We start from the raw sequence: 12,703 nt of genomic DNA, 5'->3' as shown, positions 1-12,703 counted from the left end.
TCAAGTACATGCTTAATAAAAGCATCACAAAACGGGGAGCCATCATGAAACGCAGAGACTTCATCAAGATCGGTGCCGCGGGCGCCGCCGCCTCCACCCTGGCCGCACCGGCTGTGGCCCAGGGCATCCGCCAATGGAATATGGTCACCGCCTGGCCGAAAAACCTGCCTGGCCCCGGTGTCGCAGCACAGATGCTGGCGGACCGGATCACCACGCTCTCCGGCGGACGTATCACTGTAAAACTGCATGCGGCAGGTGAACTGGTGCCCGGACGCGGCGTCTTTGATGCGGTCTCTGAAGGCACGGCGGAGCTCTATCACGCGGTTCCGGCCTATTGGGGCTCCAAATCCAAGGGCATCCTGCTTTTTGGCTCGCAGCCCTTTGGCCTTCGCGCGGATGAGCAATTCGGCTGGCTTTACCATGGCGGCGGCCAGGCGCTCTATGATGAGATCTACGCCCGCTTCAACCTCAAGCCCTTTCTCTGCGGCAACTCCGGCCCGCAATGGCAGGGCTGGTTCCGCGATGAGATCCACTCACTGGATGACCTCAAAGGCCTGAAGTTCCGCACCACCGGCCTGGCTTCCGAGATGTGCTCGAAGATCGGCATGGCCGTGCAGGCCATGGGGCCGCGCGACATGTTCCAGGCGCTGCAGACCGGTGCCCTGGATGCGGGTGAGTTCATCGGCCCCTGGACCGACAGCGCCATTGGCTTCTATCAGGTGGCCAAGAACTACTACTGGCCCGGCGTGGGCGAGCCCTCTTCCGCGGAAGAATGCGCCATCAATGCCACCGCCTATGCAGAGCTGCCGGATGATCTGAAACAGGCGGTCAGCTTTGCCTGCGAGAGCCTCTATAATCCGGTCTGGACCGAATACACCACCAAACACGCCAAGGCCCTGGCGCAGATGGTTGCCAATGAGGGCGTGCAGGTGCGCAACCTGCCCGCAGACGTGATCGCCGCCATGGGCGCCGCTGCGGCCGAGGTCATGGCTGAGCTGGCAGAAGATGAGGACGAACTGGTGCGCCGCATCACCGCCAGCTTTACCGAGTACCGCGACTCCGTTGGCTCCTACATGAGCTATGCGGATAACGGCCAGATGAACGCCCGCGCCAAAGTGCTGGGGTACTGAGGCGGAACGAACTAGACTGAAAACACGGCGCGGGTCCTCCTACGGCCCGCGCCGCTGTCATGAAAAGGGCGGAAATGCAGGGCTTTCTTCACTTCCTGGACGGCATCAGCCGGACCACGGGCAGCCTCACGCGCTGGCTGGCGCTGGGGATGCTGCTGGCGCAGTTTCTCATCGTCATTGCGCGCTATGTCTTTGGGCTCTCCTCCATCGCGGCGCAGGAATCAGTGCTCTATATGCATTCCGCCATGTTCATGCTGGGCGCAGGCTATACGCTGCTGATGGATGGCCATGTCCGCGTTGACATCTTCTATGACAAGCTGGGCTCCCTGGGCAAAAACCGCATCGACCTCCTGGGGCATCTTTGCCTGTTGATGCCCGCCATGGTCATGGTGATCTATTATTCCTGGCCCGCTGTCGCGAACTCCTGGAAGATCCTTGAGGGTCCTATTTCCGTGGGTGGCATCAAGGCGGTGTTCCTGCTGAAAAGCCTGATCCCCGCCTTCTGCATCCTGGTGCTGCTGCAATCCCTGGCCTGCGTCTTACGCATCCTTTTGGGCGGGGAGCGCGCCAATGGCTGAGTATCTCGATATCCTGATGTTCGCCGCCCTGGTTCTGGCCATTCTCTCCGGCTTTCCAGTGGCCTTTTCCATCGCCGGAACCGCCATTCTCTTTGCCATCCTGGGCTGGGCACTGGGGGTGATGAACCTCAACCTTCTGGGGGCCATGTCGCAGAGGATCTTTGGCCTGTTGACCAACAATGTGCTGATCGCCATCCCGCTCTTTGTGCTGATGGGCGCGATCCTGGAAAAGAGCCGTATCGCCGAGGATATGCTCGACACAATGGGCCGCTCCTTCGGACAGCTGCGCGGCGGGTTGGGGATCTCCGTCATTCTGGTGGGCATGCTGCTGGCGGCCTCCACCGGGATTGTCGGCGCAACCGTGGTCGCCATGGGCATGATTGCCCTGCCGACGATGCTGCGCGCGGGATATGACCCCCGCGTGGCCTCCGGACTGGTCTGTTCAGCCGGAACCCTGGGCCAGATCATCCCGCCCTCAACTCTGTTGATCATCCTCTCGGATGTGGTCTCTAATTCCTATCAGCAGGCCCAGTATGAGCAGGGCAAGTTCTCGATCGAGACCATATCCGTCGGGCAGATCTTTGCCTCTGCCCTCTTGCCGGGCCTCACCTTGGTGGGTCTCTATATCCTCTATGTGCTGATCCGGGGGGCGCTGCGGCCGCAGGATCTGCCCCCTGCCCCATCCGATCTGCCGCGCCCGCCTCTGGCAGAAGTGCTGCAAGCCATCCTGCCCGCGATCCTACTGATCCTGGCGGTGCTGGGCGCCATCCTCAGCGGCATTGCCTCCCCCACCGAGGCGGCATCGGTCGGCGGTATCGGTGCGGTGCTGATGGCTGCGGTCAAAGCAGGCGCCAACCGGCGTTTCTTGCTGATTGGCACCGCCTGCCTGATCCTCCTGGCGATTGGCGCAGGGCTGTTCCCGGTGCGTCTGCAACGCAGTGACCTGACCGGCGGCGACTATGCGCTGGGTGCCCTATATGTGCTGCTCACCCTTGCAGGGCTGGCGGCCATTCTGATGGCCCTGCGCAACCTTATTGCGGAGAAGGTACTGCAGCCGGCGCTGAATTCCACCCTCACCATGACCTCGATGATCTTTGCCACCATCCTGGCGGCTGGGATCTTTTCGCTGGTCTTTATCGGGCTGGGCGGCGAGGACCGGGTGCATGGGTTCCTGGCTGAGATGCCCGGCGGTCCGATGGGGGCGCTGGTCTTCTCGATGCTCTTCATCTTTGTCCTGGGCTTCTTCCTCGACTTTGTGGAGATCTCGGTGATCGTGCTGCCCCTGGTGCTGCCTGCGCTGATCCTGATGGGACATGATCCGATCTGGCTCTCGGTGCTGATTGCGATCAATCTGCAGACCTCCTTCCTGACACCACCCTTCGGGTTCTCGCTGTTCTACCTGCGCGGCGCAGCACCAAAGGAGATCACCACGGGCCAGATCTATGCCGGGGTTGCCCCCTTCATCCTGATCCAAGTGCTGGCGGTGGCGCTGATCTGGTTCCTGCCGCAGATCGCCACCTATCTGCCAAGGGTGATGTTCTAGGGCTTCTTCCTGAGTACCTTTGTCGGTTCGTTTGTGAAGTCCGGCCCGGCCATTGAGCCGGGCAGCGCCTGACCTTCCCATCAAACCGCAGGTTTGCCTCCGGCAAAACGGGAAGGCGCTATGCACCTTCCCGAGGTCAACCATTGCCCTCGAGCTCTCCAAACTGAGCTGCTGCTTGGACGGGTGACGCTCTAGGTTGGCACCCTGTTAAAAAATGGCATTGCACCTGAGCCCCCCAAGGAAAGGCATCACGCGCCTTTTCAAAGCGGCGTCATTCCCGCAGAAAGCCACTGGGAAAACTGCGCCTCATCCACGGCTCCGCGGGCAAGGTCCTCCATCATCCGCACGCCCTCTATTGGGTCCGGGCGGAAGTGATAACCATTGAGGCGCAGGAAAGTCACCGCCGTCACAAAGGCCGTGCGTTTGTTGCCATCCACAAAGGCATGGGCCTTGGCGATGCCAAAAGCATAGGCGGCAGCAATATCGGCCAGGGTTGCCTCCTCGGAATAGGCCGCAAGGTTCATCGCCCTTGCACAGCCCATCTCCAACAGCGCGCGGTCGCGCATACCCGGCGCGCCGCCATGGCGGGAAATCTGCCGGTCATGAAAAATGGTGACTACCGCCAGTGGCACCCAAATAGGCGGCGTCATGCCAGGGCCTGAAGCAGATCCCGGTTTTCGTCCATCACCGCCTCAGCCGCAGCCAAGGCCTCCGCCACCGAGGGGTCATGCGCCATCACCCGGAGGCTGCCGTCATCGCCGCGCACCACAAAGAGAGTATCACCCTCCTTGGCGTCCAAGATGGCCAGCATTTCTGTCGTCAGGGTAAGGACGGCAGAGTTGCCGACCTTGCGGATTTTGGTCTCGATCATCTCTGGCCCTTGCAGATTGGCGACTGTGTATATGAATGTATATACGTGAAGAACCGCCAATATTCAAGGACAGCGCGCGCCGCCGCCGATAACCCCTACCCCAGCCTGCGCAGCAGCTCTGGTGAAGGCTGGCCGGTCGCGGGCAGCCCGATGCTAGACTGATAGGCGCGGATGGCGGCCTGGCTATTCGGCCCCAGCACCCCGTCAGCGCCGCCGGTGTCAAAGCCCTTGGCGGTCAGACGCCGCTGCAGGGCGATGCGGTCATCTTTGGTCAAGCCATTGGCATCCGGCGGGAATTTGCCGCGCAGGGGGCCCGCACCGGCGATGCGGTCCGCCAAATGTCCGACACCGATGGCATAGGCATCCGAGTTGTTATAACGCTTGATGGCTCGGAAATTGCTGGTCACCGCAAACTTCGGCCCGCCCTCCTGCGGCTGGATCACGGTGCCGGATGGCGCCCCTGCCCCGGCCTCACCGCCCCAGCGCAGCCCCCGGGTCCATCCATTGCGCGCCAGATAGGCGGCAGTCGAAGCAAGCGCATCACTGGGATCCTCGGACCAGATATCACGGCGTCCGTCGCCGGTAAAATCCACCGCATAAGCCTGATAAGAGGTCGGAATGAACTGGGTGTGCCCCATGGCACCCGCCCAGCTGCCGGTCATCCGCGCCGGGCTGATATCGCCGTTCTGCAGGATCTTCAGCGCCGCAATCAGCTGTTTCTCAAAGAAACTGCCCCGCCGGCCGTCATAGGCCAGGGTCGAGGTGGCAGAGATCACCGGCACATCGCCGCGCCGCTCGCCGTAAAAGCTCTCCAGCCCCCAGATCGCGGTGATGATCTCTGCAGCAACGCCGTATTCCGCCTCAAGCCGCCGCAGGGTGCCCCCGTGGCGCTGATAGGCCGCACGGCCCTTGGTGAGCCGCTCGTCCGAAACCGCGATCGACAGATAATCTTCCAGCGTGCGCTTGAATTCGGTCTGGTTGCGGTCGCGCTTGATCACCCCCGGCAGATAGCCCGCGCCCCGGAAAGCTGCACGGAAGGTTGCATCACTGATGCCCGCCGCCTGCGCGCGGCCCTGAAAGGAGGCAACCCAGGCATCATAGCCCGCGTTTGGCACTGGCCGCAGATCCGCCGGTAGCCCCGGTTTCACCACGGGTTGCCCCGGCGTAGTCACGGAACTATCGCTGCAGGCCGCAAGGCCAAAGGCCCCCAACCCAAATGCAAAGCTGCGTCTTGTAAGGATCATCTATCTGCCCGCCTGTTTTAAGGTCCTTACCCCAAGTCTAGACGATCCCGACCCGCTTGCAACGCGTAGGCAGCCTTCGCAAACGGCTCTTTGCGAGGAATTGCCAGTTTCCGCCAAACGCAGCCACGCCTGAGCAAGTTTCTGCACATCTTCTGCACGTTTTTTGCGGGGGAACTGCGCAACCGCCCTGCCATCCAGAACAGAACAGAACAATGACCAAAACAAGCGGAGACAGTGATGACAGGCCAATTGACCCTTCGTGGCGTACCCAGATCGATCGCACAGGACAGCTGGTGGCTGACTGTAGAAGACAATGCGCAAACGGAGGAGCAGCCTCGGAGGGGCGTCCCCCGCTCTTCCGGCAGTTTGCTGCCGGAATCTGAGTATCGGATGGCGCTGATCCTGCTGGCGCTGACCGCTTTGGGGGACTTCCTTTTTTGGCAGTATCAACCGGGGTTGTCGCTGGCGCTGTTTGCCTTTGTGGTCTTCGCGGCAGTGTTGCTCTGTAGCCCACCGCAATCGGCACGCAATGCGACCCGCCCCGCCTTGCTGCTGCTCGCCTCTGCCCTGCCAGTGATCGAGCATTATCAGGCGCTTTCAACACTGTTTCTGGGCCTCGGCACTCTCATGGCGGTCAGCTGGTTGCGGCAGGAACCCGACACGCCGCTGCTGGATCTGCTTTCAGCCACCGGCAAACTGGCCAAGTCCCTCCCACTTGGCGGTATCAGGAATTTCCTTGCCCTGCTGCGCAGCCGAGGTGATAGCTCAGGTCCCCAACGAGCTTTGCTGCTGCAGGCGTTGCGCAACTGGGGTTTTCCCCTAGGCGGTACATTTTTGCTGCTCAGCCTGCTGGTTGAGGCCAATCCGGTGCTGGAACAGCAACTCGCGGGACTGATGGAGTTGGACTTCGATCTCGCCACCCTGATACGGCGCTTCCTGTTTTGGATTGGTCTCGCTCTGGTCATCAGCCCCGTTCTGACCGGACCTCACCCAGCGAAAGCAACACCACAGAAGGCAGAAGACACTCCTGAAGCGGTTGATGGAACGGCCAAACCAGCCGCCGGGCGCAAAAGCTGGCTGGGCCTAAACCCTGGCTCAGTGTTGCGCGCTCTGGTGGTTTTCAATCTGATCATGGCGCTTCAAACCGGCATGGACCTCTCGATCCTAATCGGCGGTGCAACCCTGCCCGAGGGGATAACCCTGGCGGAATATGCCCATCGTGGCGCCTATCCCCTACTGGTCACAGCCATGCTGGCGGGTGCGTTTGCCCTGGCCGCTCGGCCCTTTCTGAAGAGCCACAAGGCCCTGAAGCCTCTGGTTCTGATCTGGCTGGCGCAGAATGCGCTATTGGGCGTCACTGCCTATATGCGGCTGGACCTCTATGTCGAAAGCTTCGGCCTCACCTATCTGCGGGTTCACAGCATGATCTGGATGGCGCTGGTGATCGCTGGCCTCTTGCTGACCGCTTGGCAGATCCTGAGGGCACGCTCCAACCTCTGGCTTTTGCTGCGCTGCGCAGCCCTAGGCACAGCAACGCTCTATGCGGCCTGTTTTGTGAATTTTGCAGGGCTCATCGCCTATCAGAACCTCACCCGTGAAAACCCCAACCAGATCGACTGGTATTATATCTGCACCCTAGGCCCGATGGCTGCCAAGTCAGTCCAACTAGCACAGGAGGAGCGGCCAGAAAACCACCCTCCAAGCGGCTATGCCAATTGTTGGCCAGACATGAACGACCTGCTGGCAAAGCAAAACTGGCGCGAATGGGGCTTCCGGTCCTGGCGCCTCCGGGCCTATGCTGCGCCACAAACCACAACAAAGGCGCCGGGCCATGAAGATCCTGCTGGTAGATGACGATCCCCGCCTGCGCGAATTGGTGCGTATCGCATTGGAGCGCGCGGACTGGCAGGTGATCACGGCCGCTGACGGTCAGGAAGCGCTGCTGCATGCCGCGCGTGAAGCGCCCGATCTCATCGTGCTGGACATCGGTCTGCCGGAGCTCGACGGCTTTGAGGTTTGTCGCCGCATCCGCCAGCGCTCTGAGGTGCCTATCCTTTTCCTCACCGCGCGCGATGATGAGGTGGATTGCATCCTTGGCCTCGAGTTGGGCGCGGATGACTACGTCACCAAACCCTTCAGCCCGCGCGAACTGGTGGCGCGGATCAAAGCCATCGCCAAGCGCAGCCGCGCCAATGGAACGGTTCCGGTCAACCATGGTGCCCTGACGCTGGATCCACAGGCGCATCGCTGCTGGCTCAACGGTCAGGAAATTGCCCTCACCGCGCGCGAGCAAAGCATCCTGCAGCTGCTGACCAAAGCGCCAGGACGGCTCTGCAGCAAGCCGGAGCTGATCCACCATATTTGGGGCGCGGGCAGCCAGGTCTCTGACCGCACCCTCGACAGCCATCTGCGCAATCTGCGCGGCAAGTTCAGCGAAGCGGGCAATCCAGAGCTAATAGAAACCGTCCATGGCGCAGGTATCCGTTTGCGAGACAGCGGGCAGACTGGCGCATGAGGCCCCATCTTGCGCGCAAATGGCGCCCCTCACTGGCGCTGGTTCTGGGCGGCGGGCTGGCGGGCACACTGCTTCTGTCCTTTCTGGGGCTGGTGGCGCTGCGCTACCTCGGCCCCGAAATCGGCTTTCGCAACGCAGCTGCCCTGTTGGGGATCGGTATCTTACTGGCCACCGGGGTCTTGGGCTGGCTGCTGGTGCGCCTGTTGCTGCAACCGATCCAAGCCTTGGAGCACTATGCCGCAAAGGTCGTTGACCACCACCGGGATCAGGCCCTGCCGGAGGCCCCGGATCATGTGGGCACCCGAGAGCTGCGCAAACTGGCCGAAAACACCATCGGTATGGCCACCGCGCTGCACAATCGCGAGCTTTCGGTGCGTACTTTCACCGATCATGCCAGTCACGAAATCAAAACACCGGTGTCCGCCATCCGGGCTGCAACCGAACTGCTGCAGGATGGCCCGGGCCTCACTGAGGCAGACCAACAATTGGTCGATCAGGTCCTTGGCGCGACACGCCAAATCGAGACCCAGCTCGCTGCGTTGCGCGCGGTAACAAAGGCACGTGAAACCCGTCATCTAGGTCAGTGCCGGATCGCGGAGTTGCTGCCCTGGGCCACAGCGCAGTTTCCTTTTCTCAATGTCACCTGCATTGCTCCAGACCATGCGCTCCCGCTCTCTGAGGAAGGTGTGAAACTGCTTTTGACCCAGCTACTGAGCAATGCAAGCGAGCATGGCGCCAAGCAGGTCACGCTAACAGTCAAGCCTGGTGAAGGGTTGATCGACCTCTTGGTGCAAGATGACGGAACTGGCATTTCAAAGGGCAATGAACCCAGTATTTTTGACCCTTTTTTCACCACCAAACGCGCGCAGGGCGGCACCGGTATGGGTCTTACGATCCTGCGCAGCATGCTTTTGGCCCATGGTGGGGAAATATCTTATCTGCCCAGCCCCAAAGGCGCCTGTTTTCAGGTCCGGTTCTTCGATTAGAATAGGATCTGCCTAGCTCTTTTCGCGATAAATGACTGTTGCCGTGGAGATTTCACCCTAGCCCCGTAATGAAACAGGGCGCTAGTGTGGGCGGTGACTGCGACTGCTTCGGAGGGTCCTCCTTGTTTCTTTGCCGCTTGTTCTACCGGCCAGCCTGGCTCTTGGTCTTTTTGGTTGCGACCTTTTCAGTGGCGCCAGCCAGTGCTGCAAACCGGGCCAAGATTGAACGCCAATTCCAAACCTGGCTAAAGCAGGTGATCTGGCCACAAGCCCAGGCGGCGGGCGTATCGCAGCAGACCTTTCGCGCCGCATTTAAGGGCGTTACGCTGAATTGGGAGCTACCGGATCTTTCCCCGCCGGGCAGCAAACCCAGTGTTCCCAAACGACAGCGCCAGGCAGAGTTCAGCGCCCCGGCAAAGTACTTCTCTCGCGGCAGCCTGGATGGCACCACAGCCCAAGGTAAGCGCATGGCGCAACAGCATCGCACCGCTCTGAGACGGGCAGAGCAAGCGACCGGGGTTCCCGGTCGCATATTGCTGGCAATCTGGGGCCGTGAAAGCGCCTTTGGACGCGCCAAAATCCCCCATAACGCCTTTCAGGTCCTGGGGACCAAAGGCTTTATGGGACGGCGGGCCGAGTATTTCACCGAAGAGCTGCTGGCAGCGCTGCAGATTGCCGATGCGGGACATGTCTCGCCTGGCGCCATGAAAAGCAGCTGGGCCGGCGCCCTGGGCCAGCCCCAGTTCATGCCCGGAAACTTCCTGAAATTTGCTCGCGATGGTAATGGCGACGGGCGTGCAGACATCTGGAAATCCGAAGCAGATACCCTGATGTCGATCGCGCATTTCCTGGCCCAACATGGCTGGCAGAAAAGCCGCGACTGGGGCTTTGAGGTGAAACTACCTGCGACCGTCTCCTGCACCCTGGAGGGTCCGGATCAGGGGCGCCCTATCTCAGACTGGGAAGCGATGGGCATCAAACGGGTCTCTAACAGGCCCTTCCCTGCCCATGAACGCGCCGGTGAAGGGTTCCTGATGATGCCTGCAGGGCGCAATGGCCCTGCCTTCCTGGTCACTCCAAATTTCTATGTCCTGAAGGACTACAACAAAAGCGATCTCTATGCGCTCTATGTGGGTCACGCAGGGGATCGCATTGATTTTGGATCCGGTGATTTCACCCAGGGTTGGACCCCCGTGGACAGGTTGTTGCGCTCTGACGTGGCAAAGATGCAGGAAACCTTAGAGCGGTTGGGCCATGATGTCGGCGGCGCGGATGGGTTGGTCGGGTTCAAAACCCGCCGCAGCATCGGGCGCTGGCAGCAAGCAAATGGCCAGGAGGCCAGCTGCTTTCCCGATGCACGTCTTGTCAAACGGCTGCAACGCTGAGAGCTGCGCCTAGGCAGGCTCCTGTATCAACCGTTCCAGGAATTGCGCCGTGGTGCGCAGATGAGTCAGGATCCATCTGCGCATCTGTTCGGGGTCTCCCGGCATGCCGGCACCATCAAGGCTTATTGCCATCGCCGCTCTCTCGAGGTCTTGGAGCCACGCTTTAAGCCTGGTTTCGTCGCGTGTGGAGCCACCGAATTCCAAAAGCGTATCCCCCAGACAGCGCGCCAAAGCAAAGCGTCGCTGCGAGAAGACTGGTGCCCCGTTGCGATGTACCGTTTCAAAAACTGCGGCGCGCCCTTCGAATAGGATCCAGGCCGCCTCTATCTGTTTTTCACCACTACCTGCGGTGATGCCCTGTACCACCAATTGCCCGGTATCAATACAGAAATCCGCACCCGTGGGAACCGCCACAAGCGTCGGGTTTCCGGGTTGCACCGCTAGGGCCATCAACAAGTCAGAGCCGCTTTCCAAGGCGCGGGCGGTTGCCAGATGCAGGCTTCCCCCGCTGGCTGCGCGGGCGGCCTGAAGATCTTGAACCAATTGGGAGCGCACACTGTCCCGCGGTGCAAGCGCACGGCGCATCCGCCTCGAATGATGGCCAATCTCAATACTCGAAGCGCGCAGCGTTTCCGCTATGCCAACCTGAATCAGCGCCAGCGCAGCATCCAATTCTGCCCGCGTCGCCACGGGTAGGTTTTGCAACCTACCGGATTGAACAAGTACCGACATTCAGCAGAATTCCTTTGGCGAGCCTGGAACCGGGGCTCGCCCTATAGCTTGCAACATATGTTATGAACTCTCTTTCATTTCAATTGGCGGCTCCTTTAGCGTCTTCTCTGGGCACAGCGCGTTTTCCGCAAAGGAACTGACGGCTGCAAATCGATGGGGGGCTTGGGGTGGCGGGATTTGGAGGGCCGCATTGCTTTTGCCCCTCGCCCGCTCCCCCGTGGCGCACAGTACAGGCATCGCGCCCGACATTGCGCCCGAACCTGCAAAGGCACCCGACGGAGATGAAACCTGGTACAAATCAAACCTTGGAAAATCAAAACTCATTGGTTCTCTTTGCAGGCTCATTAAACTGGGCAACTCTCTTAAATGCCTCCATCGCAGTGCTTTCAGGTGCAAAATCTGGCGCCCAACGTCTGAAGTAGCCCCTTCTAACGCCGGTAGTTCAAAAAGCGCGGTCAGCGCGGCCAATCTGCGCTGGCGCAGCTGTGTTTGCCCATTATGAAAAAACCGCATTTTGCAGAGCACCGCAAAGAACAGAGCTGCAAAGACAGAGACCGCCCCCCATCCCGCCAGCTGGCCATATTGTGACAACTTGTCTGGGCCAGCCAATAGCATAGCTGTCGCCCCCATGCCGCAGAGACCGGCTCCAATGACCTTCCAGGCTTTTGGTTTCAGGTCCTGGGTCTGTTGGCCCTTTACCAGATCTTGGGCGAAATCAGATAGATTTCCTTCGTGACAAAACTCATCCAGTTCCGGCCCCAAACTATGTTCATAACGGTCCAGAATGAGCGTCATAGCCTCGAGGTTGGTCTGAAGCCGGTGACAGGTTTCAGCCTCTGCGACGGACACGCGCGCTTGCTGACAGGCCTGAAGCGCGTTTTGCAGCTGTTGAATGCCCTCTCGCGCTTTGGTGAGTTCAGCTCGCGCCAGTTGCATGCGCCTCAGGAGAGATTTTGCCGGAGGTACAAGTGCCAGTATCTCTTCTTTTAGCCGTTCTCTGGGTTTGCGCGAACTTTCGTTCCTGCCTGAATTCCGGATGGAGTACAAAACCGTTGAGATTGCGGCTCTCAAATCCTGGCTACAAAGTCTCGCGTAGCGCAGATGTGACATCCGTAAAGAACTTGGGTTCTGCCCCTTCTTTGGCTCTGCGGGTTCAAGAAAGAAAATGCGACGCGTCTCGACAAGCTGCTTGCAGTATTCACGGTCCCGTTTTCGGATCCTTCTCCCCAGAACCTCTGCCAATCGCCGCGCCGTTGAGACCTCACTGCGCTTGGCCTCGGCCAGTTCCGCCCTGAGCCAGGCCCGTCGCTGCGCGTTCCCACGCGTTTGCTTCAAAAAGCTTAGGCATTCTTCCAGATAGCCACTGCGCAACATGCTCCCACCGGGGCCATATCGCATTGCCGAAAGAAGTTTCGCAATTTCTGGGTCGAAGTAAGAAATACTCATACACCTACCCTCCTTGCGATCCGCTAGATGGGCAGTTTCTACCCGCTGCGGATTTGCCGCAGCAGACCGAAAAAAGCGCTCTGTAGCGCTGGTAGTTTGCCTTCTGGATAGGGACAGCCATCAGGACCCCCGGCTCACCTCATTTGCGTCCCCTTAATGCACTCGAATGCGTTGCCATTGCGCACAACAGGGGCTTTTCGGAAACAGGATGCGCCAGTCGCGTGATTTTTGCGTGATTTCAAAACCCTTCATCGAAAAACTGGAATCTGTAGA

At 60.1% G+C, this 12,703-nt stretch carries 12 protein-coding genes; 7 read left to right on the top strand and 5 right to left on the bottom strand.

What is annotated here, in order from left to right; all coding sequences use genetic code 11:
• Nucleotides 1–44 precede the first annotated feature (44 nt).
• The 3 genes from RSK20926_RS16180 to RSK20926_RS16170 all read left to right on the top strand — a co-directional run bounded on the left by RSK20926_RS16180 (nucleotide 45) and on the right by RSK20926_RS16170 (nucleotide 3,251).
• Nucleotides 45–1,130: a TRAP transporter substrate-binding protein gene (locus tag RSK20926_RS16180; protein WP_037255471.1), complete on the top strand. Its 1,086-nt coding sequence runs from the start codon at nucleotides 45–47 to the stop codon at nucleotides 1,128–1,130.
• Nucleotides 1,131–1,204: 74 nt separating this feature from the next.
• On the top strand, nucleotides 1,205–1,708 hold the full coding sequence (locus RSK20926_RS16175; RefSeq protein ID WP_037255412.1) for a TRAP transporter small permease subunit: 504 nt from the start codon (nucleotides 1,205–1,207) through the stop codon (nucleotides 1,706–1,708).
• Nucleotides 1,701–3,251 (top strand): TRAP transporter large permease, encoded by a 1,551-nt coding sequence (locus RSK20926_RS16170; protein WP_008208331.1) that lies wholly within the window; start codon nucleotides 1,701–1,703, stop codon nucleotides 3,249–3,251. The genes RSK20926_RS16175 and RSK20926_RS16170 overlap by 8 nt, the downstream gene beginning before the upstream one ends.
• Nucleotides 3,252–3,511: 260 nt before the next feature.
• Here the strand turns inward: RSK20926_RS16170 and RSK20926_RS16165 are convergent, their stop codons facing one another.
• The 3 genes from RSK20926_RS16165 to RSK20926_RS16155 form a co-directional block, all read right to left on the bottom strand.
• The gene (locus RSK20926_RS16165) at nucleotides 3,512–3,901 is read right to left on the bottom strand and encodes a type II toxin-antitoxin system death-on-curing family toxin (RefSeq protein WP_008208330.1); all 390 of its coding nucleotides are present in this window, start codon (nucleotides 3,899–3,901) and stop codon (nucleotides 3,512–3,514) included.
• Nucleotides 3,898–4,122 (bottom strand): MazE family transcriptional regulator, encoded by a 225-nt coding sequence (locus tag RSK20926_RS16160; protein WP_008208328.1) that lies wholly within the window; start codon nucleotides 4,120–4,122, stop codon nucleotides 3,898–3,900. The genes RSK20926_RS16165 and RSK20926_RS16160 overlap by 4 nt, the downstream gene beginning before the upstream one ends.
• 95 nt (nucleotides 4,123–4,217) lie before the next feature.
• Nucleotides 4,218–5,366, bottom strand: a complete 1,149-nt coding sequence (locus tag RSK20926_RS16155; protein ID WP_008208326.1) for a lytic murein transglycosylase — start codon at nucleotides 5,364–5,366, stop codon at nucleotides 4,218–4,220.
• A gap of 237 nt (nucleotides 5,367–5,603) precedes the next feature.
• Here RSK20926_RS16155 and RSK20926_RS16150 point away from each other — a divergent pair, with 237 nt between their 5' ends.
• The 4 genes from RSK20926_RS16150 to RSK20926_RS16135 all read left to right on the top strand — a co-directional run bounded on the left by RSK20926_RS16150 (nucleotide 5,604) and on the right by RSK20926_RS16135 (nucleotide 10,252).
• Nucleotides 5,604–7,220, top strand: coding sequence for a DUF4153 domain-containing protein (locus tag RSK20926_RS16150; RefSeq protein ID WP_050773105.1), 1,617 nt, complete (start codon nucleotides 5,604–5,606; stop codon nucleotides 7,218–7,220).
• Nucleotides 7,198–7,881, top strand: a complete 684-nt coding sequence (locus RSK20926_RS16145; protein WP_008208322.1) for a response regulator transcription factor — start codon at nucleotides 7,198–7,200, stop codon at nucleotides 7,879–7,881. The genes RSK20926_RS16150 and RSK20926_RS16145 overlap by 23 nt, the downstream gene beginning before the upstream one ends.
• Nucleotides 7,878–8,867 (top strand): sensor histidine kinase, encoded by a 990-nt coding sequence (locus RSK20926_RS16140; RefSeq protein ID WP_008208320.1) that lies wholly within the window; start codon nucleotides 7,878–7,880, stop codon nucleotides 8,865–8,867. Before RSK20926_RS16145 ends, RSK20926_RS16140 begins: the two co-directional genes overlap by 4 nt.
• Before the next feature lie 68 nt (nucleotides 8,868–8,935).
• Nucleotides 8,936–10,252, top strand: a complete 1,317-nt coding sequence (locus RSK20926_RS16135; protein ID WP_008208318.1) for a lytic murein transglycosylase — start codon at nucleotides 8,936–8,938, stop codon at nucleotides 10,250–10,252.
• Nucleotides 10,253–10,261: 9 nt separating this feature from the next.
• Here RSK20926_RS16135 and RSK20926_RS16130 read toward each other — a convergent pair whose 3' ends face one another.
• Both RSK20926_RS16130 and RSK20926_RS16125 read right to left on the bottom strand, forming a co-directional pair.
• Entirely contained in the window at nucleotides 10,262–10,984 is a 723-nt protein-coding gene (locus RSK20926_RS16130) for a hypothetical protein (RefSeq protein ID WP_157133156.1), read from the bottom strand.
• 60 nt (nucleotides 10,985–11,044) lie between these two features.
• Entirely contained in the window at nucleotides 11,045–12,430 is a 1,386-nt protein-coding gene (locus RSK20926_RS16125; protein ID WP_037255408.1) for a hypothetical protein, read from the bottom strand.
• Nucleotides 12,431–12,703: the final 273 nt, after the last annotated feature.

Origin of the sequence: Roseobacter sp. SK209-2-6 (assembly GCF_000169455.1) — a bacterium.
Taxonomy (GTDB): Bacteria; Pseudomonadota; Alphaproteobacteria; order Rhodobacterales; family Rhodobacteraceae; genus Pseudophaeobacter.
This window is presented reverse-complemented; position numbering and strand designations above follow the sequence as displayed.

What these genes read in the sequence shown, in the direction of transcription:
- RSK20926_RS16130 (WP_157133156.1), bottom strand. Translation starts at nt 10,984, where the DNA reads ATGTCGGTACTTGTTCAATCCGGTAGGTTGCAAAACCTACCCGTGGCG.
- RSK20926_RS16170 (WP_008208331.1), top strand. Translation starts at nt 1,701, where the DNA reads ATGGCTGAGTATCTCGATATCCTGATGTTCGCCGCCCTGGTTCTGGCC.
- RSK20926_RS16150 (WP_050773105.1), top strand. Translation starts at nt 5,604, where the DNA reads ATGACAGGCCAATTGACCCTTCGTGGCGTACCCAGATCGATCGCACAG.
- RSK20926_RS16145 (WP_008208322.1), top strand. Translation starts at nt 7,198, where the DNA reads ATGAAGATCCTGCTGGTAGATGACGATCCCCGCCTGCGCGAATTGGTG.
- RSK20926_RS16180 (WP_037255471.1), top strand. Translation starts at nt 45, where the DNA reads ATGAAACGCAGAGACTTCATCAAGATCGGTGCCGCGGGCGCCGCCGCC.
- RSK20926_RS16135 (WP_008208318.1), top strand. Translation starts at nt 8,936, where the DNA reads ATGAAACAGGGCGCTAGTGTGGGCGGTGACTGCGACTGCTTCGGAGGG.
- RSK20926_RS16155 (WP_008208326.1), bottom strand. Translation starts at nt 5,366, where the DNA reads ATGATCCTTACAAGACGCAGCTTTGCATTTGGGTTGGGGGCCTTTGGC.
- RSK20926_RS16165 (WP_008208330.1), bottom strand. Translation starts at nt 3,901, where the DNA reads ATGACGCCGCCTATTTGGGTGCCACTGGCGGTAGTCACCATTTTTCAT.
- RSK20926_RS16140 (WP_008208320.1), top strand. Translation starts at nt 7,878, where the DNA reads ATGAGGCCCCATCTTGCGCGCAAATGGCGCCCCTCACTGGCGCTGGTT.
- RSK20926_RS16160 (WP_008208328.1), bottom strand. Translation starts at nt 4,122, where the DNA reads ATGATCGAGACCAAAATCCGCAAGGTCGGCAACTCTGCCGTCCTTACC.
- RSK20926_RS16125 (WP_037255408.1), bottom strand. Translation starts at nt 12,430, where the DNA reads ATGAGTATTTCTTACTTCGACCCAGAAATTGCGAAACTTCTTTCGGCA.
- RSK20926_RS16175 (WP_037255412.1), top strand. Translation starts at nt 1,205, where the DNA reads ATGCAGGGCTTTCTTCACTTCCTGGACGGCATCAGCCGGACCACGGGC.